This window comes from Devosia sp. Root685 (assembly GCF_001427875.1).
Taxonomy (GTDB): Bacteria; Pseudomonadota; Alphaproteobacteria; order Rhizobiales; family Devosiaceae; genus Devosia.
Window position 1 is genome coordinate 1,432,360 of the sequence record NZ_LMHK01000001.1, and the last position, 25,192, is coordinate 1,457,551.

Below are 25,192 nucleotides of genomic sequence, written 5' to 3' on the forward strand. Positions count from 1 at the left end.
TCCGGCCCCGGTAGAGGCGCGGGCTCAGACAGAAATCTGATCGGAGCCGTCTTCACCCTCGGAGAGGGCGGCCACGTAGATTTCGCCGGTTCTGTCGACATGGGCCGTCATAAGATGCTGAAAGCCCGCGAAATCCTCGGCGGCCACCAGCTCTATGAAGCTCTGGTGTTCGCCAAAGGAGAGTTCCCGCAGATGTTCGAGGGGTCGGGTCAGGTGCGTCCGCAGCGCGGCGATCTGGCCCGAAACCAGCTGATAGGCGTCCTGCACATAGGGATTGCCGGACCAGTCGACGAAAGCCTGATGAAAGTCGGTATCGAGCTGTCCATAAGTCACCGCATCGGATTGCCGCATGGCGGTTCCCATGGCGTCGGTGACTTCGCGCAGCCGTTTCGTCAGCGCCGCCTTGTTGCGCTTGACCGCAAACGCCATGGCGTTGACCTCGATCATCTTGCGATATTCGCAGATGCGCACGACGTCCTGCGCCGTTGGGGTAAAGACGTAGCTGCCGCGCTTGGACTGAATGACCACCAGCCCCTGCTGTTCGAGCTGGATCAGCGCGTCCCGCACCGGCGTGCGGCTGACGCCGAAGCTTTCAGCGAGCTTTTCCTCGGCAATATTCTGACCGAGCCCGATTTCCCCATCGATGATCGCCTTGCGCAAGCGAACGGCGACCATCTGCGACAGCGATTTAGGCTGTTCGAGCTTCATCTCTTTCACGATGTGACCTCCGACCGCCGCGATTTGCGATAAATCTTGATGATGAGGGGAGCGAACCACAATGCCAGCGTCATCACGCCGAGCACGCCCGCAATGGGCCGCTCGAAAAAGACCAGCGGGTTATTGTCGCCCTTGATCAGGGAAGTGATGAGATTGCGCTCGACGAGCGTCCCCATCACCAGACCCAGAACCGCGGGCGCGACGGGTATGTCGTTCTCTTCCATCAGGTAGGCGAAGCACCCGACGACGATCATGATGATGATCGAGGTGATCGAAATATCGATTGAGAAAGAGCCGACAATGGCAAATCCGAGGATAAGCGGGGCCAGTGCGGTCTTGGAAATCTTGAGCACCGGCGCGGCCAGTACGATGGCGAGGATCCCGAGCGGCACCATCAGCAGGTTGGCGAGCATGAACACCATGAAGATGGCATTCACTTCGACGGCATTGTTGATGAACACCATCGGGCCGGGATTGAGGCCTTTGACATAAAGCACGCCAATGACGATGGCGGTGATGGAATCGCCGGGGATGCCGAACACCATGGCCGGCACATAGGCGCCGCTGAGCGCCGAATTGTTTGCCGCGCCGGAGTCCACAAGGCCTTCTTCATAGCCCGTGCCGAATTTTTCCGGGTTCTTGGAGAATTTCTTGGACACAGCATAGGTGATCCATGCCGCAATATCGGAACCCGCGCCGGGCAGGATGCCGATCAGCGTGCCGAGGACCGAGCCGCGAGCCAGGTTCAGCCGGAATTTCCACAGTGTCTTGCCCAGGCCATCGAAAAGCTCGGAAATCCGCGAGATCGACTTGGCTTCTTCCTGCTTGTCGCGATGAACGATGGCGCGAATGATTTCGGGAACGGCGAAGAAGCCGATCAGCGCCGGGACGAAGGAAACCCCACTCAGCAGCGATTCCTGGCCATAGGTGAAGCGCGGAAAGCCCGAACTGCCATCGAGGCCAACCGACGCCACCAGCAGGCCGAGGCACAGCGACATGACGCTTTTGACGACGGAGCCGGTGCCCAGCATGACGGCCGCGCTCAAGCCCAGCAGCGCCAGCCAGAAATATTCGAACGAGGTGAAGTTGAGCGACACTTCGGCCAATTGCGGCGCTGCAATCATCAGCACCAGCGTGCCGAAAACGCCGCCGATGGCCGAGGTGATCACGCATAGCCCGAGCCCAAGCCCGGCCTTGCCGCGTTGCGAGAGCTTATAGAGATCATCGACATAGGCCGCCGACGCGGCAGTGCCGGGAATGCGGATCAGGGCGGTGGGAATGTCGGAGGCAAAGATGGCCATGGCCGACATGGTGACGATGGCACCAATGGCCGGCACCGGGGCCATATAGAACGTGATCGGCACCAGCATGGCGGTCGCCATGGTGGCCGAAAGGCCGGGGACCGCGCCGATAAAGAGGCCGAATAGCGCGCAGGCCATGATGACCATGAGCGTAAAGGGATCAAAGACCAGCGGCAGGGCAGCGATGACATTATCCATGACGCGCGCCTCCTAGAACAAGGGACCGGTGGGCAGCGGCACGAGCAAAAGCTTGGCCATGCCGTAATAAACGGCGCCCACAAAGACGAGTGAAACCACGATCCAGCGCGGCGAACGGTGACCGAGGAGCATGTAGAGCGCGATGAGAAGCACCGCGCCGCCGATCAGGAAGCCGACCTGCTCGAAGAAAATGGCCAGTACGAGCGTGCCAATCACAGCGACAAAAGCGGCCAGAGCGCGGTCGCGATGGCGCCAGCCTTCGTTGAACGTGGCCAGACGCCCCATGCCCGCAGCAAGGCCAGCCCGCCCAATGATTGCGCCGCCGATAACGAACATGACGCCGAAGACGAGCGGAAATGTACCTGGGCCGATCGCCTGGCCCGGCATGGACGGAAAGCTCGCCGCCTGCCAGATTACGCAGGCTCCGAGCACGATGAAGAGCAGGCCGAGCAGCCCGTCGTGAATACGCATGATAAAGCTCCCAGAGGGAAAGGGGCCGCGCGGAGCGGCCCCTAACGGGCTTATTTCGCCAGACCGACGGCTTTGAGCGTCGTGCCCATCTGGGCATCGGAATTGACCATGAAGGTCTCGAAGTCGGCCCCGGGCGTCCACTGCGTGGCATAGCCGCGAGCCGCCATGAACTCGGTATATTCGGGCTGTTCGACCACCTTGCCGATGGCGGTCTGCAGGCGCTCGATGATCGCAGGATCGACGCCCACGGGGGCAACGATACCGCGCCATGAACCCATGGCGAAATCGACGCCGGTGCTTTCGGCAAATGTCGGCAGGTCAGGCGCACTTGCACTGCGCTCGGCCGCAAAGATCGCGATCGGCTTGATACGGCCGGCGTCCATCAGCGCCTGCCCCTCGGGCAGCGAAGCGGTGGCAAAGTTGACGCCGCCGGCGGCAAGGTCCTGCAGACCCGGAGCCGCGCCTTCCGATGGCACCCAGGCGACGCGCTCGACCGGAATGTCCATGGCGTTGAGCATGCCGGCGACGGCCAGATGGTTCACACCACCTTGTGCCGAGCCCGACGCCTTGAGTTCGCGATCGCCACTGGTCTTGATCGCTTCGAGCAGCGCTGCGACATCGGCATAGGGACCATCGACACGAACAAAGATCGCGGCCGGATCGGCGTTGTAAAGCCCGATGGGGGTGAACGACTTGTAGTCGATCTGGGTCAGGCCCTGATAATGCATGCCGCCGATTTCGAGTGTTGCGATGCCGATCGTGTAGCCATCCGCGCGCGCATTGGCGATGGCCGAATGACCCACGACGCCCGAACCGCCAGTGCGATTTTCGACCGGCACGGGAACGCCAAGATCCTTTTCGAGCAGCGTCGCGATCAGGCGCGCAGTCGCGTCAGTGCCGCCGCCAGCGCCCCAGGGAACGATCATGGTGACGGGCTTTGTCGGATAGTCCTGAGCCACAACGGCGGGAGCCGCGGTCGAGGCACCGAGGGCAACGGTGAGGGTGACGATCAACGACGAGAGTTTCATAAGTCCTCCATTGGGATCGCGCTCTGATTGAGCGTCTTGATCCATACCGTATACTGTATACAACAGAACCGGCTGTCAAGGTTTCGGTCGGGCGCTGGATTAAGCGCAAGCGCATCGGACCTTAAAGTCCTTCCGACATTGGTTTTTCTGCCGAGGATGGCCTTGGGGGCGACGCGTTAGCGGCGCACACCCAGTCTCGACATTTTTTCGCTCAACGTCCGGCGCGGGACCTGCAGGGCCTCGGCGGCGGCGCTGATCGAGTCGTTGTGCCGGGTCAGTTCGGTCTCGATCAGGTGCCGTTCATAGGCCGCCACGCGTTCGGCGAGACCGCCATTGGCTGCCGGCACATCGCGCGTCGCGGGTCCGATGATCGCATCGAGCGAGCGGCCCGTCGCATCGAGGCCGATGGCGAAGCGGTCGGCTGCGGCCTTCAACTCGCGCACATTGCCCGGCCAGTTGTGATGCATCAGCGCCTGAATATCGGCCGGGTGCAATTGCGGCGCGGGCCGCCCGAAACGCTGCGCCGCAGCGCCGAGGAAGTGATGGAAAAGGAGAATGCAGTCCTCGCCTCGATCCCGCAGCGGCGCCAGCGTGATCGTTGCGAGATTGAGCCGATAGTAGAGATCGGCCCGAAAGCGACCCGCCTTGCTCTCCTCGGCAAGATCGACCTTGGAGGCAGCGATGATCCGCAGATCGAGCGGGATTTGCTTGTTGGAGCCCACCCGCTCCACCACCCGCTCCTGAATGACCCGCAGTACCTTGGCCTGCGCCAGAAGCGGCATGGATTCGATTTCATCGAGCAGTAGCGTGCCGCCATTGGCATATTCGAATTTGCCGACGCGCTGCGCCCCTGCCCCGGTAAAGGCGCCGGCCTCGTGGCCGAACAGTTCGCTCTCGATCAGTTCGGCGGGAATGGCCGCACAATTGACCGCCACGAACGGGCTTTTTGCGCGCGGCGAAAAGTCATGGAGGCAGCGGGCGACAACTTCCTTGCCGGTTCCCGTCTCGCCCAGAATGATGACGTCGGTCGGAATATGCGCCAGTTCGCGGACCGTATTCCGCAATTGCTCCATCGGCGGCGAATTTCCGACGAGCCGCGCCGCCAGCTCCGCCTCGCCACCGTCAAGCCGGCGCCTCAAATCGGCAATCTCGCGTTTCAGCGCCACCTGATCGGCCGCCCGCTTAAGGCTCGCGACCAGTTCGTCGGGCACATAGGGCTTTTGCAGGAAATCGAAGGCGCCCTGCCGCATGGCTTCGACGGCCATGGGCACGTCGCCATGCCCGGTGATCAGGATCACCTCCGAGGGCACCATGCGCTCGCGCACTTTGCGCAGCAGATCAAGCCCGGAGAGGCCCGGCATGCGCACATCGCTGAGAATGACATGGGGGCGAATTTCGTCGAGCCGCTCCAGCGCCGAAGCCGCATTATCAGCGACATGGGTCGTAAAGCCGGAGAGCCGCAGCCACTGCTCAAGGGCCGTGCGGATCATTTCTTCATCGTCGACGATGAGCACGCTCGCGTCAGTCAATGCGTTCTCTTTCAATTTTTGCCGCGGCCCCAGCCAGCGGCAAAGTCACGGTAAAACTCGCGCCCCGCCCGGCCGGGCTGACAGCGCTGATGCTGCCGCCGAGATCGCGCACGAGGCCATAGGAAATCGATAGCCCAAGCCCCAACCCCTCGCCGGGGCCCTTGGTCGAATAAAAAGGATCAAAAATGCTCGGCAGCGCCTCGGGCGGAATGCCGGCGCCGGTATCGGTGACGACAACGCTCACCTGCCGCGCCGCGCTCTCTACGCCGATCGAGAGCACCCGCAATTTTTGCCCTGCCATGGAATCGGCCGCATTGGTGAAAAGGTTGATCAGCACCTGCTCGATATGGACCGGATTGCCCATCACCCTCAGCGGCACGGTGGGGTTTCGATATTCGACATCGATCCCCAATTGCCGCAGCTTGTGATCGACGAGATCGAGCGCATTGGCGATGACCATTCCGAGATCGGCTTCGATCGGCGCGGGCGGCTGTTTTCGCGCAAAAGTCTTCAAATGTCCCGTGAGGGCGGCGAGCCGGTCGACAATTCTGTCGATCTGCCCAAGCACCGAGCCGATCTCCTCATCCTGCCGCCTTGTCGCCAGCAGTTTTGCGCTCGCCAGATGCGTCGTCAGCGCCGCGACCGGCTGGCTCACCTCATGCGCAACCCCGGCAAGGGCCTGTCCCAGACTCGCCAGTTTCGCCGCCTGCACCAGATGCGCCTGCACCTGCCGTTCGGCATCCTCGGCGCGAATGCGTTCGGAAATCTCCTCGCGCAGCGCCTCGTTGGCGATGTGCAAATCCTCCGTGCGCTCGGCCACGCGCTGTTCCAGCCGCTCATGCTCGGCAAGGCGCTGCGCCACCAGCCGCCGCCGCTGTGCGAGAAGTGCGAGGATCATCAAGAGCGCAGCAACACTCAGACCCGCCGCCGTTGCCGCAAGCCACGCATCGCGAAACAGCGGCCCGGTGGGCGTAAAGGAAATGATCCGCCACTGATGCGCCGGGAGCCGCAATTCATCGACCATGAACACGCCCGAAATATCGGCGTCTTCCCCGGCGATATAGGCGAAATTGGCGCCGCGCGACGGCCAGATCGTCGAAGCGACAGGCACTTCGCGCGCACCCTGCGGCCCATAGCGCAATTGCGGCGCGATGCGTGCGTAGTCGCCTGGCCCCTTGGGCGCAATCGGCCGGTAGCGCCAGTCAGGGCGGGTCGAGAGAATGGTGATATTGTTGACATCGACGATGCCGATCAATTCGCCCGACCGCCACCAATTGGCTTCGATCTCACCGAGATTGATCTTGGTGACGGCGACGCCAAGCGGCCCGTTCTCGCCATCGATCCGCCGCGCCAGAAAATAACCTGCGACCCCCGTCACCGTGCCCACGGCATAAAATTTGGCGTCGCCATCGAACATCGCCTCTTCGAAATAGGGCCGATAGGCGAGATTTTCTCCCACGAAACTGTCATAGGCCCACCAGTTGGACGCGGCGACCACATGGCCATCTTCGGCCATGACGAATAGTTCACCCGCCCCCGCCGTATCGTTGAGCCGCGACAGAAAACCGTTGGCCAGTTCACGCCGTTCGGCATTGTCCGGCTCGGCCAGAACCGCCCGCACCTCGGCCGCCAAGGCCATACTCGAGGGCAGATAATGAAAGCGCTCGATGATCGCTTCGAGCGTCCGATCAAACAGCACCAGACGCCGCTCGGCCTGTTCACCCACACTGCGGATGGAGCCGGCCAGCGTCATTTCGAACGCCACCCAGCCGCTCGCGACCACCGCCAGCGCGGCGGCGGCGATGAGCAGAAGCTGGCGGCGTCCCAGCAATTCGCGCAGACCAAAACGGCTCGGCATATCCATGATTGGCAAGAAATTGCCATCCTCTGGCGGGTATCTTGGCAATTTTCCGCCAACTTTGCCAGCGCGTCTTGCGAAAATTGCAGGTCTGGCCTGCAATTTTGATTTGGCACGCCCTTTGCAAAGCTGGGACTAGACCGGCGGAGGAGCCGGCTACAAGATCATCCTCGGGAGGACATCCAATGAAAAAGACTATCGCCATCCTGGCTCTCGCCACGCTCGCCATGTCCGGCACTGCCTTTGCCCAGGCCTATCCGACCAAGCCGATCACCGTCGTGGTCCCCTTCTCCGCTGGTGGTCCGACGGACACTGTCGCGCGCCTTGTCGCCGAAGTGATGAGCGGGGATCTCGGCCAACAGGTCGTGGTGCAGAATGTGGGCGGCGCCGGTGGCACGCTCGGCGCCGGTCAGGTCGCCACCGCCCCGAACGATGGCTACACCCTCTTGCTGCACCATATCGGCATGTCGACGGCCCCGACGCTCTACCGCAGCCTGCCCTATGATCCGCTGACCGACTTCGCCACCATTGGCCTCATCACCTCGGTGCCGATGACACTCGTTGCGCGCAAGGATTTCGAGCCCAACACGCTCGAAGAACTCCTGGCCTATATCAAGGCCAATGGCGAGAACGTCACCTATGCCCATGCCGGCATCGGCTCGGCCAGTCAGCTGTGCGGCATGCTGCTGATGGAATCAACCGGCACGATCATGACCACCGTGCCCTATCAGGGCGCCGGCCCGGCCATGACCGACATCATCGGCGGCCAGATCGACATGATCTGCGACCAGACCACCAACACCACCTCGCAGATTCAGGCAGGCGAAGTGAAGGCCTATGCCGTGACCTCGCCCGAGCGCCTAGCCAACCTGCCCGACGTCCCGACCACCAAGGAAGCCGGCCTCGATCTCGAAATCGGCGTCTGGCATGGCCTTTATGCGCCTGCGGGCACCGACCCGGCCATCATCGAGCGTCTCGAAACCGCGCTGCAGGTCGCGCTCACCAATGAGACGGTGATCGCCCGCTTCGCCGAACTCGGCACTGTCCCGGTCACAGCCGAAGAAGCGACACCCGAAGCTCTCACCGAGCTACTGACCAGCCAGATCGAACTCTGGCGCGGCGTCATCGAAGCCGCCGGCGTCTACGCCGAGTAAGTTTTCGCGATCGGCACACGTCACGCGACCCGCGGTTTTCTGCGGGTCGTCCCCGACGCACATCCATCTGTTTCATTTTGGGGAGGCGGCCATGCTGGCCAAGTTTTCACTCCGGGATCTCCTGGCAGGCGGCATATTCGTCCTCGCCGGGGCCTATTTCGCGCTCGAAGCGCTGAATTATGATGTCGGCACGCCCTTCCGCATGGGGCCAGGTTTCATGCCGCTGTTTTTGGGCGCCGTGCTCGCCGCTCTCGGCATCGGGGTCGCCGGCGCCGGCTGGCAGAAGCCGGACCGGGAAAAGCCACTGCCGCCCTCATGGCGCGGCATCGCGCTCATTATCGGCGTCGTGATCTTCTTCGGCGCCACCATTCGCGGCCTGGGCTTCGTGCCCGTGGTCTTCGTCGCCGCCTTCGCCTCCGCCATGGCCAGCCGGCTCAATTCCCCGCTTTTCGCCGCCCTCCTTGCCGTGGGGCTCACGGTTCTCTGCACGGCCATCTTCGTCATCGGCCTCGGCATGACCGTGCCGTGGTTCGGACCCTGGCTTGGTCAATAGGAGCGTCACATGGATATCATCGGCTTTCTCGGCCTGGGCTTTTCCGTCGCCCTAGACCCCATCAACATTCTCTACTGCTTCATTGGCGTGCTGCTCGGTACCCTGGTCGGCGTGCTTCCCGGCATTGGCCCCACCGCCACCATCGCCATGCTGTTGCCGATCACCTTCTCGCTGTCGCCGGCCGCCGCCTTGATCATGCTCGCGGGCATTTATTACGGCGCCCAATATGGCGGCTCCACCACCGCCATTCTGATCAACCTGCCCGGCGAAAGTTCATCAGCCGTCACCGCCATCGATGGCTACCAGATGGCCAAGCAAGGCCGCGCCGGCCATGCGCTGGCCACCGCCGCTCTTGGTTCCTTCTTTGCCGGTACGGTGGGCACGCTGCTCCTCGCCTTCTTCGCCCCGCCCCTTGCCCGAGCGGCGCTGAATTTCGGTGCCCCTGAATATTTTGCGCTCATCGTCCTTGGCCTTCTCGTCTCCATCGCCTTGGCGCATGGCTCGATCCTCAAGGCTCTGGCCATGATCGTGCTCGGCCTCCTCCTCGGCATGGTCGGTCAGGATATCTATACCGGCACCCCGCGCTTCACCTTCGGTGTGCGCGAGCTCTATTCCGGCCTCAACTTCGTTTCCGTGGCCGTCGGCATTTTCGGCGTCGCCGAAATCCTGCGGAACCTCGAAAACGAGAAGGGCCGCGACGTGATGGTCAAGTCGGTGAGCAATCTCTGGCTCGGCAAGGAAGAGTTCAAGCGCATCATCGCTCCGGTTATCCGCGGCACTGCGCTCGGCTCCGTGCTCGGCATCCTCCCTGGCGGCGGCCATATCCTGGCGTCCTTTGCCTCCTATTCGGCCGAAAAGCGCCTGTCGAAAAACCCCGCCGAATTTGGCCATGGCGCCATCGAAGGCGTCGCCGGTCCGGAATCGGCCAACAATGCTGCCGCGCAAACCTCCTTCATCCCGCTCATGACCCTGGGCATTCCCGCCCACCCGGTCATGGCGCTGATGGTCGGCGCCTTCATTCTCCAGGGCATCACCCCCGGCCCCAATGTCATCAACGATCAGCCCGCGCTGTTCTGGGGCATCATCGCCTCGATGTGGATCGGTAATCTGCTCCTGGTAATGCTCAACCTGCCGCTGATCGGGCTCTGGGTGAAAATGCTCAGCATTCCCTATCGCGCGCTGTTCCCGGCCATCGTGCTCTTTGCCTGCATCGGCTGCTACTCGATCAACCAGAACATTTTCGACGTCTTCGCCATCGGTTTCTTCGGCATTCTGGGCTACGTGCTGATCCGCCTCGGCTGTGAGCCAGCGCCGCTCTTGCTCGGGTTCGTCCTCGGGCCACTCCTTGAAGAGCACCTGCGCCGCGCCATGATCATCTCGCGCGGCGATCCGATGATCTTCCTCGAACGCCCGATCTCGGCGACGCTTCTTGGCCTCGCCCTCCTCGCCGTGCTGATCGCGATCCTGCCCTCGATCCGCAGGAAGCGTAAGGAAGTGTTCGTCGAAGAGGATTGATCTGGCAAAAAAGCGGGGTTGGCGAAAGACCTTCCGCCAACCCCGATATCCGCTCGATCAGCTAACGAGCGTCCCGGCAAAACCATCCGAGGCGATGGCGCTACACAAGTCGCTCCACTCGCAGCCGGCACAGGCCGCGCGTGTCTGCCCCGCGCGAAACGCCGTGCGCCAAGCGACAAGCAGTTCGGGCCCGACCTCGATCGTGGCCCCGGGCTCTATCCCTGCCCCCAACAGCCGGCCGATATCGTCAGCCGCCTTCCCGTCCCGCTCGATGACACTCTCGTTTCGGCAATGCGCGGTCGCGTCGGACAAAAGCGGCGCGCAGATATCGTCGGGCCCATCGACGATCAGCACATTTTCACCCGCCGACAATCGCCCGGCGATTGCATCATAGTTCCGCGTGAAGTCGGCGGAGTAGCCTTTGCCCACATAGGTCAGCAGGCAAAGGAGATGATGCGGGCGAAGTCTGATGGTCATCAGCGCTTTGCGGATTGCCTTCGGGCGAGCACGTAAAGAAGCGCCGCACCCAGCACCGACTTGAGAAGCCCCCCGATCAGGAATGGCAACACGCCGAAGGTGAATGCATCTTCCAGACCAATGGCAATGGCGAGCCAAAGAGCGCCCAGAGCCAAACACGTCGCGTTGCCGAACACCATGCTCAAAAAGGCGAGCGCGGGCCGATTGCCGTTCCAGCCGCGCTCGGCAAGCCATCCGGTCAGCGCCGCGACGAGCGGAAAGGCAAAGAGATAGCCCGCGGTCGGCCCGACGAAATGATGCGCCCCTGCTGCACCACCCGACAGCACCGGCATGCCCAGCGCTGCTTCCATCAGCCATGCAATCACGGTCAGCGTGCCAAGACGCCAGCCATAGACGGCCCCGATCAAGGTCACGGCCAGCGTCTGCATGGTAACCGGCACTGGCACCATCGGCACCTCCACATAGGAGGAAGCGGCGAGAAAGAGCGTGCCCGCAACAATGGCCCCCGCCTGCCAGAGGAGAGGTTTGTCCTGGATGCCGATGAGGGCGGGCGCGACGGACTTGTCAGTGATCAATCTATGGTTCCTTCATAATTATAGATAATTTCAGCTATCTATCGCTAAATGAATCCATAGATAGATCGCCCTGGCAAGAGCGCGCCTATCCTAAGACCGAAATGAATTGCAAATTACTGGGGAGAGCGCCCGCCGAGGAGCACGTGCCGCTTCAGGATCAGTGCCGCATTCTCCACCTGTCCAGCCCGCAATGCGGCAAGAATCGCGCTGTGGTCGCGGTCAGTCGGCGCCTCCCATTCGGCGCTCCAACCGGAAAAGAGAAAGCGGGCACTGGCTGCTTGCAGATCGTCGATGGATTTGAGCAACCTCGGCATGCCGCAGGGCGCCAGCAGGGTCCGGTGAAATTTGCGGTTCGCCTGCTCCCAGGCCTGCACATCGGGGGCATTGTCGCCCTCGTCGTTGATTTCCTGCGCCTCGTCAAGGATTGCGCGCGTCAGATGTGGCGCCGCATTTTGCAGCGCCAGAACCTCCAGCGCCGCCCGCATTTCGGCGACTTCGCGCACCTCGGCGCGGGAAAACCCGGCCACGCGCACGCCGCGCCGCGGCTCGCTCACCGCCAGCCCCTGCGCCTCAAGGCGCCGGAAAGCTTCGCGCACCGGCACATGGCTTGCCCCGAACTCTTCGGCTACGTGATCCTGGCGCAGCGGCGTGCCCGGTTCGAGCGCTCCAGCGATGATCCGATCGGCCAGTATTTTGGCGATCTGGTTGGCGAGGGTATCGTCTTTGGCCATGGTCCTGGGGAGATAAGCTGAGATCGCGCGAATGAAGCGGTTTTGTCATACACCGGTCGGAAATCGCGTGCACGCCTTGATCGGCGAAACTTGCCGAGGACCGGCTTCTCCGTGATAGTGCACCCACATCATGCAAGATAGAAAAATGCCTTCGTCCCAATCCGATAGAAGCAGCGCTGCAACTGACGTTGAAGGTCTGGCGCTCTTTGCCGAACTCAGCGCAGTCATCATTGCCGCCAGCGTGGATGGGCCTTTGGTTCTGGTGCGCCCGGGCGTCCCGGCGGACACCTTGCCTGCCGGGCCGCTGCAGTCCGGGCATCGCACACTCGAAGCCGGTCTGCGGGCCTGGGTGAGCCAGCAGACGGACCTGCATCTGGGCTATGTGGAGCAGCTCTATACCTTTGGCGATGCCGACCGCATCGACATGCCGGGTCGCGGCAGCCGGGCCCTCTCGATTGCCTATCTCGCTTTGGTGCGAGCCCTGCGGGCCTCGGCGCGCAGCGGTGCCCGCTGGCAAGATGTCTATACCTATCTGCCCTGGGAAGATTGGCGCGACGGCCGCCCCGCAGCGCTCGACGGTATCGAGGCCTATTTGAAGGCCTGGGCTGCAAAAAGCCCCGCAGAGACCGGCGCTCTGCGAGAAAAGCGGGCAGCATTGGCCTTCGGATTGGGAACCGACAGCTGGAGCGACGAACTGGTGCTCGATCGCTATGAACTGCTTTACGAAACCGGCTTTGTCCGGGAAGCGCGGCAGGATGGGGAGCCGCCACCGCCCTGCCCCGTGGTCGATCACCCGATGGGGCTCGACCACAGGCGCATCCTCGCCACCGCGCTTGGGCGCCTCCGCGGCAAGATCAAATACCGCCCGGTGATCTTCGAATTGATGCCCGAGAGTTTTACGCTCCTCGACCTGCAACGGACCGTGGAAGGCCTTTCAGGCGTAAAACTGCACAAGCAGAATTTCCGTCGCCTGGTTGAAACACAGGGCCTCGTCGAGGAAACCGGAGAATTCCAGACCGAAACCGGTGGCCGTCCGGCGCGGCTGGTGCGCTTCCGCCGCGAAGTGCTGCTCGAGCGCCCCTCGCTTGGCCTGCGCATGTCCGGCGCGCGACGTCCATCGCTTTAGCGCTTGACGCGACCTTATACTCAGTCCTAGCATAAGCATGACCGGCGCACAGACGCCGGTTTCGTTTAGACCGCTAATACTCAGATTGAGTATAATGGAGGACTTCCGTTGCACGCACCTGACTCCCCGGCTGGCACGCTGCCTTTGCCTTTCGTCTATGACCGGGTGCGGCACCATGTTCCCGCCTTCGAGTGGCCGCTGCTTGCCGTCGATGTCGAAGCGATTCTGCGCCTCAAGCGCGAGAAGAACGCCACGATCCTCGCGCACAATTATCAGGCGCCGGAAATCTTCCACACCGTTGCCGATATCGTGGGCGACAGCCTGGCGCTGGCCCGCGAAGCCGCCGCGACGGATGCCGATATCATCGTCGTGGCCGGGGTGCATTTCATGGCCGAGACGGCCAAGCTCCTCAATCCGGACAAGCGGGTCTTCATTCCCGATACGCGCGCCGGTTGCTCGCTGGCCGATTCTATCACAGCCGAAGACGTGCGCGCGCTGCGCCGCCGCTATCCCGGCGTGCCCATCGTCACCTATGTGAACACCTCGGCCGCCGTAAAGGCCGAGTCCGATATCTGCTGCACCTCGGGCAATGCCCTCAAAATCATCCGCTCGCTGGGCGTTGATCGCGTCATCATGCTGCCCGACGAATTTCTCGCCCGCAACATCGCCGCGCAGGCGCCCGAAATCGAGGTGATCAGCTGGGCCGGCCATTGCGAAGTGCATGAACTCTTCACGCCCGAGGACATTCGCGCCGTGCGCGAGAGCTATCCCGGCGTCACGGTGATGACCCACCCCGAATGCCCGCCCGAAGTAGTGGCCGAGGCCGATTTCTCCGGCTCGACGGCCATGATGGCTGACTTCGTTGCCGAAAAACGCCCGCAGCGCGTCGCGCTCGTCACCGAATGCTCGATGGGCGACAACCTCGCCCAGCAGTTCCGCGATGTCGAATTCGTCAAACCATGCAATCTCTGCCCTCATATGAAGCGCATCACGCTGGGCAATATCCGGTCGGCGCTCGAACAGGAGCAGCACGAGGTGCATATCGATCCGCTGCTGGCCGAACGGGCGCGCGCCGCGGTCGAGCGTATGCTGGCGGTCGTTTGAGGTCACTGACATGTCCCAGCGCGACCAAAACCCGGTCATCGTCATCGGCGGCGGCATAGCGGGGCTGGCCACGGCCCTGCGCCTTTGGCCCTTACCCGTCGTGCTGATTGCCGCCGCGCCGCTCGGGCGCGATGCGGCCACGGCCCTCGCGCAAGGCGGCATTGCTGCCGCACTTGGCCGCGACGACGCCCCGCGCCTCCATGCCGACGACGCAATCGCGGCCGCCGCCGGCCTCGGCGATCCCGATGTCACCCGGCGCATAGCCGATGCGGGCCCCGCCGCCATAGCCTGGCTTTTGGAGCAGGGCATAGACTTTGACCTCGCCAGCGACGGAAGCGAAATCGCCCTTGGCCTTGAAGCCGCCCATTCGCGCCGGCGCATCGTCCATGCCGGCGGCGACCGGACCGGACGGCGCGTCATTGACGGCCTGATCAAGGCCGTGCGCGCCACGCCTTCCATCGCGGTTCTCGAAGGGCGGGTGCTCGACCTTGCCAGGACCGAACATGGCCGTGTCGCCGGGGTCGTCTATATGCCCGCAAACCGGCGGCCATCCGACGCGGTGCTTCTGCGCGGCCGCGGCGTCGTATTGGCAACCGGCGGCATCGGCGGCCTTTATGCTCACACGACCAATCCCGTGAAAGCCACTGGCACAGGCGTCGCCCTCGCCGCCCGCGCTGGCGCCGTTTTGCGCGACCTCGAATTCGTGCAGTTTCACCCCACCGCCATCGCAATCGGACGGGACCCAATGCCGCTCGCGACCGAAGCGCTGCGCGGCGAAGGCGCTATCCTCGTCAATGCGCGCGGCGAGCGCTTCATGGAGACCATAGCCGGCGCCGAACTGGCGCCGCGCGATATCGTCGCCAGTGCGGTCTTCCGGCAGATTACCGCTGGCGAGGACGTCTTTCTCGATACCCGCCCGGCTCTCGGCCAAGCCGTTCACACGCGCTTCCCCGGCTTTTCCGCCCTCTGCGCGTCTGGCGGGCTCGATCCCGCCAGCCAGCCGATCCCGATCAGACCGGCAGCGCATTACCATATGGGCGGCGTCAAGGTCGGCGCCTCCGGCCAAACCACGGTTCCCGGCCTCTGGGCCTGCGGGGAAGTTGCGTCCACCGGCCTCCACGGCGCCAATCGGCTCGCCAGCAATTCCCTCCTCGAAGCGGTCGTCCAATCCGCCTCGATTGCCGAAGACATAAAGAGCCGCACTTTCCTTGAAGCAGCGTGTCTGCCCCCCTCTCCCGGACTGTCTTCGCCGGGACAAGCCCATGCCAGCCTGCGCCGGCAGATGGATCGCGATGTCGGCGTCGTGCGCGATGCCGCGGGGTTGCAGCGGGCAGCACGGGACTTCTGGTTTGAGGTGAATGCAAACCCCGCCCGAGGCGCGGATACCGCGCTCGTCGCCTTGCTCATTGCCATCTCGGCAGAGCGCCGCCACGAAAGCCGTGGGGCCCACCAAAGAGCCGACCACCCTCGCCTGTCGACCACCCCGCGCCACACTGAAATAACGCTGACCGAAGCCCTCGACAGCGCCAGGGAACTGGCCGAAAGCCGGACCCTCGCCATGGAAGCCGTTGCATGAACGAGACTTTTTCGTCCCTTACCCTGCCCCGCCTCATCACCGAGCCGATCGTGCGCGCCGCCCTCCTCGAAGATTTTGGCCGCACCGGCGACATCACCAGCGATGCCGTCATCCCCATCGAAGCCACGGCCCAATGCGCCATCGTCGCCCGCGATCCGGGCGTCGTCAGCGGCGTTGATCTCGCCTGCCTGGCCTTTTCCCTGATGGACCCTTCCATTGCAATATCGGTGCTGCGGCCCGATGGTAGCCCCATTGCGCCCAGCGAGACGGTCCTCCGCGTCTCAGGATCGGCCCGCGCCATTCTCGGGGCCGAGCGCGTCGCTCTCAATCTCCTCTGCCGCCTCTCCGGCATCGCCACCGCCACGGCCGAACTGGTCGAAGCCGTGCGCCCCTATGGCCATGCCCGCATTGCCTGCACGCGCAAGACCACGCCCGGCCTCCGCGCGCTCGAAAAATCAGCCGTGCGTGCCGGCGGCGGGGCCAACCATCGCTTCGGTCTCGACGACGCCATCCTGATCAAGGACAATCACATCGCCATAGCCGGTGGCGTGCGCATCGCCGTGGAACGCGCCCGCGCTGCGGCCGGCCATCTGGTCAAGATCGAGGTCGAAATCGACCGGCTCGATCAGTTAGACGAGGCTCTCGCCGCCGGCGTCGATGCAGTCCTCCTCGACAATATGGACATCCCGACCCTCAGCGAAGCCGTCCGCCGCACCGGCAACAGCGCGATCAAGGAAGCCTCCGGCCGGATCACGGCAAAGACCGCCCCCGCCATTGCCGCAACCGGCGTCGACATCATTTCGGCCGGCTGGCTAACCCATAGCGCGCCAATTCTCGACCTCGGTTTGGACATCGCGGCCCCATAATACCTATATAGGGCTGGGAGAAGCGTTGATGTCTAGGTATCAACGCGTCGCGTCCAAGGACGCAGGTTTTAAGCACAGCCGTGGAGACCACGATGTCAGTCCCATCAGCAACCAAACGATTGACCACACGCGATATCGGCAGGCTGCGCCAGCGCGCCGAGCCCATCGCCATGCTGACCGCCTATGACAGCGTCATGGCAGCGCTTGTCGATCAGTCCGGCGTGGACATGATCCTCGTCGGCGATAGCCTCGGCAATGTCGTGCTCGGGCATGAAACGACGCTAAAAGTCACGCTGGACGACATGATCCGCCATGCGGCGGCGGTTGCCCGCAGCACCGAACGCGCGCTCGTCGTTTGCGACATGCCCTTCGGCACGACCATTGATCCCGACACGGCGCTCCGCAGCGCCGTAGAAATTCTCCAGCAAACGGGCGTGCAAGCGGTCAAGATCGAAGGTGGCCTTGCCATGGCGCCTGTCATCAAGCGCCTGACCGATTATGGCATTCCCGTCATGGCCCATATCGGGCTCATGCCCCAGTCCGTGCACCAACTGGGCGGCTATCATATGCACGGGAAAGCAGCGGAATCGGCGGAACGCCTATCGCAGGAGGCCCGGGCGCTCGAAGAGGCCGGCGCCTTTGCCATCGTGCTCGAATGCATCGTGCCCGACGTTGCAAGAGCGATCACGGCTGAACTCTCGATCCCCACCATCGGCATCGGCTCGGGCCCCGATTGCGCCGGTCAGGTGCTGGTGATCAATGATCTCATCGGGCTGAACACACGCCCGGCCCCAAGCTTTGCCAAGCCCAGGGCGGACGCGGCCGGCCTCGTGCGGACCGCCGTGGCCGATTATGTCGCCGAGACCAAGGCCTCGACATTGCAAAAGCGGGTCGGCGCAGCCTGAAGCCAGCCCGCCCGACCCATCTGGAACACTCCTATGATTATAGTTCTTCGCACCATTTCCGAGCTGCGGGCCTGGCGCAACGCGTTGCCGCCCGGCAGCCGACTTGGCCTCGTTCCCACGATGGGCGCTCTCCACGCCGGCCATATCAGCCTCGTGGATCTCGCCCGGACGCATTGCGATACGGTCATCACCAGCATTTTCGTCAACCCGCTGCAGTTCGGCCCCAAGGAAGATCTCGCGCGCTATCCCCGGCCGATCGAAAACGACATCGCCATGCTCGAGGCGGCCGGCGTCGATGCGCTGTTTCTGCCCGAATACGGCGAAGTCTACCTCCCCGACAATTCGACCTATGTGGTCGAGGAAGCCGTTTCCCTTCCCCTCTGCGGCGCCCTGCGCCCGGGCCATTTCCGCGGCGTCGCTACCGTGGTGCTAAAGCTCTTCAACCTGACCCAGCCGCATTTTGCCTTCTTCGGTCAGAAGGATGCCCAGCAATGCGCCGTGATCGAGCGCATGGTCAGGGACCTCAACGTGCCCGTCGAAATCGTCCGCGGCGCCATCGTGCGTGAAGAGGACGGATTGGCAATGAGCTCGCGCAACGTCTATCTCGAACCCAGCCAGCGTGCCCTGGCGCCGCTGCTCTACCAAAGCCTTCTTGCCGCCTCCCAGGCATACGCTGCCGGCGAACGCGACGCCCAAAAGCTCGAGGCCATCGGGCGCGCCCTATTGGGCGATCAACCCGGCATCGAGGTTCAATATTGGGAAATCCGCGACCGCCAAAGCCTTGCGCCCATCCACACTATAGGCCCCGACGGCTGCCTTATCGCCCTGGCAGCCTATCTCGGCAATACGCGCCTGATCGACAATCTGATCCTCGGAGCCTGAGTTCCGGCGAGAGCAGGTCTACCTGCCCGCGCCTACCACCAGCGCGGATGCCCCGGCGTCATGCCGTGTGTCGTCGCCGCTTCGATTGCGGCGATTTCCTCAGGCGCAAAACTCAGGTTGTTGAGCGCGCCGAGATTGTCCTGCAATTGCCCCAGCGTTCGGATGCCGATGAGCGCCGAGGTCAGTTCGGGCCGCCGCAGCACCCAGGCCAGCGCCATCTGCGGCAGGCTCTGGCCGCGCGCCCGGGCGATGGCGCCAAGCTTGCCGACGGCATCGAGCGTTTCGGGCTTGATCCGGTCGGCCTTGAGGAATGGATTATTGCTGGTGCCCCGCGCACCAGCGGTGTCGCCGCCATTATATTTGCCGGAGAGAACGCCCTGCGCCAGGGGCGAAAAGGCGATCATGCCGATGCCGAGTTCGCCGCAAGCGTCCACGGTCTTGTCGTCTTCGATCCAGCGATTGAGGATGGAATAGCTCGGCTGATGCAGGATGCAGGGCACGCCGAGGTCCTTGAGAATGGCGTGGGCGGCGCGCGTCTCGGCTTCGGGATAGTTGGAAATGCCGACATAGAGCGTCTTGCCCTGAGCGACGAGCGTTGCAAGCGCGCCCATGGTTTCTTCGAGCGGCGTCTTGGGATCGAAGCGATGGGAATAGAACACATCGACATAGTCGAGGCCGAGGCGTTTCAGGGATTGGTCGGCCGAAGCGATGAGGTTCTTGCGGCTGCCCCATTCGCCATAGGGTCCGTCCCACATCTGATAGCCGGCCTTGGACGAGATGATCAGCTCATCGCGATAGGGCTTGAAATCGCGCGCCATCACCTGGCCGAACAATTCCTCGGCCGAGCCGGGAGGCGGCCCGTAATTATTGGCAAGATCGAAGTGGGTGATCCCCGCATCGAAGGCCGCGCCGAGCATTTCGAAGGCCGATGGGTAATCGCGCGCGCCGCCGAAATTCTGCCAGAGCCCGAGGCTGATCACCGGCAGTTTGAGGCCGGAACGGCCGGCATTACGATATTGCATGGTCTCGTAGTGACCAGGAGCGGCGCGATAGGTCATGATACGTCCAGGAGTGATGGGGCGCCGGGCAGCGCTGGAAGCCAACCCTCTACAACGGCAGCCCAATTCTGCCCAGCCATGACGACAAATAGATGCACCCCGGCCTGAAGCCGGGGCGCAATTGGATCGAGGTGCTAACCGGCGAAAAACGGCTGCGTGCCATGCGCCTCGATGGCATTGGCAAGCCGCCCCAGCGCGTGGATATAGGCCGCCGACCGCGCCGGGACTTTGCGGGACTGCGCGATATCCCAAACCGCCCGTCCCTCGCGCTCGACGATCTTGAGGAGCCGCGCATGGATCTCTTCGAGGTCCCAATAATAGCCCTGACGGTTCTGTACCCATTCGAAATAGGACACCGTCACGCCGCCGGCATTGGCGAGAATATCGGGCAGGACAATGACGCCCTTGTCGTTGAGGATCTTGTCGCCATCGGGCGTTACCGGACCATTGGCGAGTTCGAGCAGCACCTTGGCCTTGATCGTCCCGGCATTGTCCTTGGTGATCATGTCCTCAAGCGCCGCCGGCACCAGGAGATCGACCTCCACCGACAGCAATTCATCGGCCGAGATGACGTGCGCGCCCAGTTCGGACGCCATGTCGGCAACGCGGCGCCCCGCTTCCTTGCCAGCGATCAGCTTTTCGACATCGAGACCGCCGGGGCGATAGATGGCGCCGGCCGAATCCGACACCGCAATCACCGAATTGCCATCGGCAGCCGTCAAGCGCGCATAATATTGCCCGGCATTGCCAAAGCCCTGAATGGCGACCGTATGGTCCTTGTCGAGCCCGAGTTCGGTCGCCAGATGCCGCACCAGATAAAAGCCACCGCGCGCCGTCGCGTCATTGCGGCCGAGCGACCCGCCGAGCGCAATCGGCTTGCCGGTGATCACGCCGGGCGAAACGACGCCCTTGATCTGGTTATATTCGTCGGCCATCCAGCCCATGATCATGGCATTGGTATAGACGTCGGGCGCCGGAATATCGCGATCCGGTCCGATCGTATTGGCAAAGGCCTGCACATAGGCGCGCGACAGGCGCTCCAATTCCGACTTCGAAAGCTGATGCGGATCGACGCGCACCGCGCCCTTGCCGCCGCCATAGGGCAGGTTCATCACCGCGCATTTGAAGGTCATCCAGAAGGCGAGCGTTTCGACTTCCTCGATGGTGGAATCGGGGTGGAAGCGGATGCCGCCCTTGGTCGGGCCGCGCGTATCGTCATAGCGGCAGCGCCAGGCGAGGAACGATTTTCGCGAGCCATCGTCCATGCGGATCAAGAGTCGCGTCTTGGTGGTTTCGCGCGGATATTTGAGTTTCTCGATGACATCCTGATCGATCTTGAGGTGGTTGGCGGCCTCTTCGAGACGGAGAAGGGCGCGATCTAGCAGGGTGTCGTCGGACATCGTGGTTCCTAGCGATCATGAAATGTGCATCGTGCATAAAAATGCATCAGCAAACTTCCATATCAGATTGCTTAGGTCAATAATCCTGACGCTTACTGACCAGAATATATTCTTGCCGCCTATTGACTGTGCATTTCTGTGGCCAGAATATCGCGAAACCTCGTTACCCCGGTCCGATCACCGTGTTCCCTTCGCTTCCTCTGCCTGAAATTCTCATCAACTCAGACGATTACAACCGCGTCATGGTGCTGGCCGAACGCTCGTTCGCCTCAATGCCCTATGTCTCGGCCTATCTCGAGCGCGAATTGAAGCGCGCGGCGGTCTGCGATCCGTGGGATCCGGCTGGCGTCTCGATGGGTCAGCGCGTCATGTTCCGGCTCGATGACGACGGCCAGGTGCGGCTTGGCCGGTTGACCTATCCCAATCGCCCCTTTGGCGAGCGTGGCAATGTGCCCATTCTCGGCCCGGTCGGCGCCGCGCTGATCGGCATGCGCAAAAACGCGTCCATCGAATGGCTCGACAACGGCCGCCTGCGCACGCTGACCGTGCTCGACTACGGCTGGTAACCACCGCCTCGTCCGGAATAATGCATTCCAACGAATAAGACGATCCGAATATAATATTACCGCACAACGCCTCTCTGTGGCTTGACGTGCCGCAGCGAGAAATCCGCCCCGCGCGATTTTCTACTGATCGCCTGCCCAAATATGCGTCATTCCCAACCTTATTTGCCGCCCGCGACAACATCCTTCCACAGGCACGCCCCTTTCGGAATAGAATATTCCGTCAATCGTTGACACATGGAATATTCGCTCCTAGCATCCCCTAACGATACGGAATGGTGTGTGGAGGCATGCCGTCGAATAGTGCATCGTGGGACTTGCCGATAGGGAGCGGCACACAAGACATGGACCTGCTCGTCAATCTCTATAGTCGCAAGCTCGAAGAGCTGCGCGAGCGCACCCAGAACGTGGAGGCGACCATTCGCGTCGCCCTGCCGCCCGAGCAGCACATCATCAAGGATTGGGTTCGCACCCATTTTTCCGAATACTGGGTCAGCGAAGTCAGCGCCGCCATGGCGCACCAGCCGCCCGGCTGCCTTGTCGCCGCCGTCGATGGCCAGCTCGTCGGCTTTGCCTGCTATGACGCGACGGCGCGCGGCTTTTTCGGCCCCACCGGCGTTTCCGAAGACCAGCGCGGCAAGAATATCGGCCTCGCGCTCTTCTATCACACCCTCGCCGCCATGAAGGCGCATGGCTATGCCTACGCCGTCATTGGTTCGGCCGGCCCGGTCGATTTCTACGTCAAGGCGGCCAGCGCCATGCCGATCCCGTCGGATAATGAAGACATCTATCAGGGCCTGTTGCGCATCAAGAAGCCGGAAACCAACTAGACCATGAGCACAACGCCCCTCGCCCTTTTCGTCGGCATGCCGGGATATGAACTCTCGGCCGACGAGATCGCGTTTTTCCGCGAGACCAATCCCTTCGGCCTCTTCCTCTTCAAGCGCAATCTCGACAATCCCGCCCAGATCAAGCGCCTCGTCCACCAGTTCAAGACCGCCGTCGGCCGCGACGATGCTCCGGTCTATATCGACCAGGAAGGCGGCCGGGTGCAGCGCCTCGACAATGGCAATTGGCCGCTGTTTAGGAGCCTCGGCCAATTCGGCGCCCTCGCCCGCAAGGACCTTCAGACGGGCAAGCGCGCCCTGCGCCTCTCGACGCTCGCCATGGGCTCCATGATGAGCGAGCTCGGCCTTGGCAGCGGCACCACGCCAGTCGTCGATCTCGCCCGCAAGGGCACGCATGACGTCATCGGCCAGCGCTCCTTTGGCGATGATCCCGATCTCGTCACAGCCATGGGCCGCGTCGTCATCGATGCCATGCTCGAAACCGGCTCCATGCCGATCATGAAGCACATTCCCGGCTATGGCCGCGTCACCGTCGATCCGCATTTCGATTGCCCGGTGGTCGATGCCGAGGTGGACGATCTCAGGCAGACCGATTTCCGCCCCTTCATCGCCCTCAAGGATTCTCCGTGGGCCATGGTGGCGCATCTGGTTTTTACCCAGATCGACAAAGACCTCCCCGCCTCCGTGTCATCAGCCGTCTGCGACCTCATCCGTCGCGACATCGGCTACGATGGCGTTCTTATAACCGATTGCCTCACCATGGAGGCGCTCAAGGGAACCTGGCCGGAACGCGTGCGCGCTGCGCTCGATGCCGGCTACGATATTGCCCTCCATAGCCAGGGCGATCTCGCTGCCAGCGAAGCGGCAGCCAAGGCGGCGGGGCCGCTGAGCAGCGAAAGCCTCGCCCGTATCGACCGGGCCAATTTGCGGCTCGGCAAGTCTCGTGTGGACGTGAGGGCGCTCCATGCCGAGGTGGAAGACATTTTCAGGGAGAACGGACTTGCCTGAGGCAGGGTCGTATTCAAAGGAGAGAACGAACATGCTGAAAACTACGCTGATCGCAGCCGTTTCGGTTGCGACCCTGGCCATGGCGGCACCCGCCAGCGCCCAGAATGTGCTGACCCTCAGCTCGGAACAGACCACGACCTTCGTGCGCAATTTCAACCCATTCGGGCAGACCTCGGCGCGCTATACCACGCTCGATTTCATGTATGAGCCGCTGGTCGTGTTCAACCGCCTCAAGGGCAACGAACCCAATTTCCGGCTCGCCGAAAGCTATGAGCTGGCCGACGATCTCAAATCGATCACCTTCGTTTTGCGCGATGGCCTCAAATGGTCCGACGGCGAAGCGCTCACCGCCGACGATGTGGTCTTCACCTATGACTACATCAAGAAATTCCCGGCGCTCGATTTCATCTCGGTTTCGGCCCAGCTCGCCTCGGTCGAAAAAATCGATGACCGCACGGTCAAGTTCAATCTCAACGAGCCCAATTCGCTGATCGCCAATACCATTGTCGGCATGCCGATCGTGCCTGAGCACATCTGGGCCGACATTGCCGATCCGGTGACCTTCGCCAACGAAAATCCGGTCGCGTCCGGCCCCATGACCGAGATCACGCGCTTCACCCCGCAGGTCTACGAACAATGCCGCAACCCCAACTATTGGGACGCCGACAATCTCAAGGTCGATTGCCTGCGCATGCCGCAGTTGGCCGACAATCCGCAGGTGCTCGCTGCCCTCGCCGGTGGAACGCTCGATTGGGCCACCAGCTTCATTCCCGATATCGACAACACCTTCGTCGCCAAGGATCCCGAGCACCACAAGTACTGGTTCACCCCGTCGAGCCTCGTCTCGTTCCAGGTCAGCCAGATCACGCCCGACGAGAACAACCGCAAGGCGTTCACCGATGTGAACTTCCGCCGCGCGCTCTCCATGCTCATCGACCGCCAGACCATTGTGGACATTGCCGGCTATGGCTATCCGCTGGTCAATGAAGATCCGGCCAGCCTTGGCGAACTCTACAAGGCTTTCGCCAATCCCGAAGTCGAAACCCAGTTCGGCCAATACGGCAAGTTCGACCTCGACGCCGCCGTCGCCCTCCTTGACGAGTCCGGCTATGTCGACGCCGATGGCGATGGCTTCCGCGACAATCCCGATGGCACCCCGATCGCCATCGACATCATGGTTCCAAATGGCTGGACCGACTGGATCGATGCCGTCCAGATCTCCATTGAAAGCCTCACCGAAGCCGGCCTCAATGTGAAGATGTCGACCCCGGAAGCGGCGGTCTGGACGCAGAACCTGATCGACGGCACCTATTCCATGACGCTCAACGCGCTGGCATCGGCGGCCAATCCCTACTTCCCCTATATCCGCTCGTTCAACCCCGGCGATTTCGGCAAGAGCCGCTTCACCGCGCCGCACTGGGAAAATGCCGAGGTCATGACGCTGCTTGACCAGTACACTCAGTCCAAGGACCCGGCCGAGCAGAAGTCGCTCATGGACCAGCTCCAACTGATCGTGGCCGAAGCCATGCCGATCATCCCGGTCTACAACAGCCCGTCCTTCTACGAATACAATACCAGCCGCTTCACCGGCTGGGCCGACGCCGAGAACCCGAAATATTCGCCCGTCGTTTCCAACGCCAACCCGGCCCGCCTGCTGCAGTTGCTCGATCTCGATCCGGTCGCTCAGTAAACGTGCCAAAGGCGGGAGCGTTACCCTTGCGCTCCTGCCGTCTCTTATAGCTGCGCCTA

The 25,192-nt window shown here is 62.6% G+C and carries 24 protein-coding genes; 13 read left to right on the plus strand and 11 right to left on the minus strand.

Annotated elements, in window-relative coordinates:
- Positions 1–24 precede the first annotated feature (24 nt).
- The 6 genes from ASD83_RS06855 to ASD83_RS06880 all read right to left on the minus strand — a co-directional run bounded on the left by ASD83_RS06855 (position 25) and on the right by ASD83_RS06880 (position 7,108).
- Positions 25–708 (minus strand): GntR family transcriptional regulator, encoded by a 684-nt coding sequence (locus ASD83_RS06855; protein WP_056309109.1) that lies wholly within the window; start codon positions 706–708, stop codon positions 25–27.
- 5 nt (positions 709–713) lie between these two features.
- Positions 714–2,216: a tripartite tricarboxylate transporter permease gene (locus ASD83_RS06860; RefSeq protein WP_056309111.1), complete on the minus strand. Its 1,503-nt coding sequence runs from the start codon at positions 2,214–2,216 to the stop codon at positions 714–716.
- A 12-nt stretch (positions 2,217–2,228) separates the two neighbouring features.
- A complete protein-coding gene (locus tag ASD83_RS06865; RefSeq protein WP_056309113.1) occupies positions 2,229–2,687 on the minus strand; it encodes a tripartite tricarboxylate transporter TctB family protein in 459 nt (152 codons plus the stop codon).
- Between the two features lie 50 nt (positions 2,688–2,737).
- A complete protein-coding gene (locus ASD83_RS06870) occupies positions 2,738–3,715 on the minus strand; it encodes a Bug family tripartite tricarboxylate transporter substrate binding protein (RefSeq protein ID WP_056309115.1) in 978 nt (325 codons plus the stop codon).
- A gap of 176 nt (positions 3,716–3,891) precedes the next feature.
- Positions 3,892–5,244 (minus strand): sigma-54-dependent transcriptional regulator, encoded by a 1,353-nt coding sequence (locus ASD83_RS06875; protein ID WP_082560994.1) that lies wholly within the window; start codon positions 5,242–5,244, stop codon positions 3,892–3,894.
- On the minus strand, positions 5,237–7,108 hold the full coding sequence (locus ASD83_RS06880; protein WP_056309117.1) for an ATP-binding protein: 1,872 nt from the start codon (positions 7,106–7,108) through the stop codon (positions 5,237–5,239). The genes ASD83_RS06875 and ASD83_RS06880 overlap by 8 nt, the downstream gene beginning before the upstream one ends.
- Positions 7,109–7,287: 179 nt before the next feature.
- Between ASD83_RS06880 and ASD83_RS06885 the strand changes: the two genes are divergently transcribed.
- From ASD83_RS06885 to ASD83_RS06895, 3 genes are all read left to right on the plus strand, one after another.
- The gene (locus ASD83_RS06885; protein WP_056309119.1) at positions 7,288–8,256 is read left to right on the plus strand and encodes a tripartite tricarboxylate transporter substrate-binding protein; all 969 of its coding nucleotides are present in this window, start codon (positions 7,288–7,290) and stop codon (positions 8,254–8,256) included.
- Positions 8,257–8,347: 91 nt separating this feature from the next.
- Complete coding sequence (locus ASD83_RS06890; RefSeq protein ID WP_056309121.1) at positions 8,348–8,809, plus strand: tripartite tricarboxylate transporter TctB family protein; 462 nt, start codon at positions 8,348–8,350, stop codon at positions 8,807–8,809.
- A gap of 9 nt (positions 8,810–8,818) precedes the next feature.
- Positions 8,819–10,324, plus strand: coding sequence for a tripartite tricarboxylate transporter permease (locus ASD83_RS06895; RefSeq protein WP_056309123.1), 1,506 nt, complete (start codon positions 8,819–8,821; stop codon positions 10,322–10,324).
- Positions 10,325–10,381: 57 nt separating this feature from the next.
- Here ASD83_RS06895 and ASD83_RS06900 read toward each other — a convergent pair whose 3' ends face one another.
- From ASD83_RS06900 to ASD83_RS06910, 3 genes are all read right to left on the minus strand, one after another.
- Entirely contained in the window at positions 10,382–10,801 is a 420-nt protein-coding gene (locus ASD83_RS06900) for a DUF1284 domain-containing protein (protein WP_056309125.1), read from the minus strand.
- Positions 10,801–11,343, minus strand: coding sequence for a biotin transporter BioY (locus ASD83_RS06905; RefSeq protein ID WP_413813490.1), 543 nt, complete (start codon positions 11,341–11,343; stop codon positions 10,801–10,803). The genes ASD83_RS06900 and ASD83_RS06905 overlap by 1 nt, the downstream gene beginning before the upstream one ends.
- Before the next feature lie 146 nt (positions 11,344–11,489).
- Entirely contained in the window at positions 11,490–12,107 is a 618-nt protein-coding gene (locus ASD83_RS06910; protein WP_056309127.1) for a GntR family transcriptional regulator, read from the minus strand.
- A gap of 145 nt (positions 12,108–12,252) precedes the next feature.
- On the opposite strand from ASD83_RS06910, the gene ASD83_RS06915 reads away from it, so the two are divergent.
- The 6 genes from ASD83_RS06915 to panC all read left to right on the plus strand — a co-directional run bounded on the left by ASD83_RS06915 (position 12,253) and on the right by panC (position 18,566).
- Complete coding sequence (locus ASD83_RS06915) at positions 12,253–13,233, plus strand: NUDIX hydrolase (RefSeq protein WP_056309129.1); 981 nt, start codon at positions 12,253–12,255, stop codon at positions 13,231–13,233.
- Positions 13,234–13,341: 108 nt separating this feature from the next.
- Positions 13,342–14,337, plus strand: coding sequence for a quinolinate synthase NadA (gene nadA / locus ASD83_RS06920; protein WP_056309131.1), 996 nt, complete (start codon positions 13,342–13,344; stop codon positions 14,335–14,337).
- A gap of 10 nt (positions 14,338–14,347) precedes the next feature.
- Positions 14,348–15,913 carry an L-aspartate oxidase gene (locus tag ASD83_RS06925; protein WP_056309133.1) on the plus strand — a complete coding sequence of 522 codons (1,566 nt, stop codon included), beginning with the start codon at positions 14,348–14,350 and terminating at the stop codon, positions 15,911–15,913.
- Positions 15,910–16,779, plus strand: a complete 870-nt coding sequence (gene nadC, locus ASD83_RS06930) for a carboxylating nicotinate-nucleotide diphosphorylase (protein ID WP_056309135.1) — start codon at positions 15,910–15,912, stop codon at positions 16,777–16,779. The genes ASD83_RS06925 and nadC overlap by 4 nt, the downstream gene beginning before the upstream one ends.
- 119 nt (positions 16,780–16,898) lie before the next feature.
- On the plus strand, positions 16,899–17,684 hold the full coding sequence (gene panB, locus ASD83_RS06935) for a 3-methyl-2-oxobutanoate hydroxymethyltransferase (protein ID WP_200946465.1): 786 nt from the start codon (positions 16,899–16,901) through the stop codon (positions 17,682–17,684).
- A 33-nt stretch (positions 17,685–17,717) separates the two neighbouring features.
- Positions 17,718–18,566 (plus strand): pantoate--beta-alanine ligase, encoded by an 849-nt coding sequence (gene panC / locus ASD83_RS06940; protein ID WP_156385796.1) that lies wholly within the window; start codon positions 17,718–17,720, stop codon positions 18,564–18,566.
- 32 nt (positions 18,567–18,598) lie between these two features.
- On the opposite strand, the gene ASD83_RS06945 is transcribed toward panC, so the two are convergent.
- Together ASD83_RS06945 and ASD83_RS06950 are read right to left on the minus strand one after the other, a co-directional pair.
- Positions 18,599–19,624: an aldo/keto reductase gene (locus ASD83_RS06945; RefSeq protein WP_056309139.1), complete on the minus strand. Its 1,026-nt coding sequence runs from the start codon at positions 19,622–19,624 to the stop codon at positions 18,599–18,601.
- Between the two features lie 134 nt (positions 19,625–19,758).
- Positions 19,759–21,024: a Glu/Leu/Phe/Val family dehydrogenase gene (locus ASD83_RS06950; protein ID WP_056309141.1), complete on the minus strand. Its 1,266-nt coding sequence runs from the start codon at positions 21,022–21,024 to the stop codon at positions 19,759–19,761.
- Between the two features lie 182 nt (positions 21,025–21,206).
- Here ASD83_RS06950 and ASD83_RS06955 point away from each other — a divergent pair, with 182 nt between their 5' ends.
- From ASD83_RS06955 to ASD83_RS06970, 4 genes are all read left to right on the plus strand, one after another.
- Positions 21,207–21,590 (plus strand): nucleoside diphosphate kinase regulator, encoded by a 384-nt coding sequence (locus tag ASD83_RS06955; protein ID WP_156385798.1) that lies wholly within the window; start codon positions 21,207–21,209, stop codon positions 21,588–21,590.
- Between the two features lie 341 nt (positions 21,591–21,931).
- Complete coding sequence (locus ASD83_RS06960; protein ID WP_056309146.1) at positions 21,932–22,417, plus strand: GNAT family N-acetyltransferase; 486 nt, start codon at positions 21,932–21,934, stop codon at positions 22,415–22,417.
- Between the two features lie 3 nt (positions 22,418–22,420).
- Positions 22,421–23,443, plus strand: a complete 1,023-nt coding sequence (locus ASD83_RS06965) for a glycoside hydrolase family 3 N-terminal domain-containing protein (RefSeq protein WP_056309147.1) — start codon at positions 22,421–22,423, stop codon at positions 23,441–23,443.
- 34 nt (positions 23,444–23,477) lie between these two features.
- Positions 23,478–25,133 (plus strand): ABC transporter substrate-binding protein, encoded by a 1,656-nt coding sequence (locus ASD83_RS06970; protein ID WP_056309963.1) that lies wholly within the window; start codon positions 23,478–23,480, stop codon positions 25,131–25,133.
- Positions 25,134–25,192: the final 59 nt, after the last annotated feature.